This window comes from Methylobacterium sp. CCH7-A2, assembly GCF_001557075.1.
Lineage (GTDB): Bacteria > Pseudomonadota > Alphaproteobacteria > Rhizobiales > Beijerinckiaceae > Allobosea > Allobosea massiliensis.
In genome coordinates, this window is record NZ_LSKN01000274.1 from 1 (window position 1) to 453 (window position 453).

1 pseudogene is annotated in these 453 nt (G+C 68.0%); it reads left to right on the forward strand.

The window, feature by feature from the left end:
• A pseudogene (locus AX750_RS20140) lies at positions 1-453 on the forward strand (thiosulfohydrolase SoxB); the annotation flags it as partial.

Genomic DNA, 453 nt, shown 5'->3' on the forward strand with positions numbered 1-453 from the left:
GCGACACCTGGCAGGGCAGCTGGTCCTCGCTCCAGACCAAGGGGCAGGACATGGTCGACGTCATGTCGGCCCTGAAGACCGACGCCATGGTCGGGCACTGGGAGTTCACGCTCGGCGCCGAGCGCGTCAAGGAGATCGCCGAGAGCGCGCCCTTCGCCTTCCTCGCCCAGAACATCAGGGACCGGGAATGGAACGAGCCGGTCTTCCCGCCGCGCAAGGTCTTCGCGAAGGGCGGCGTCAAGGTCGCGGTGATCGGCCAGGCACTGCCGCGCACGGCCATCGCCAATCCGCGCTGGATGTTCCCGGACTGGGAGTTCGGCATCCGCGAGGAGGAGATTCAGAAGCAGGTCGACGAGGCGCGGGGCGAGGGCGCCGCCGTGGTCGTGCTGCTCTCCCACAACGGCTTCGACGTCGACAAGAAGCTCGCCTCGCGGGTCAAGGGCCTCGACATCA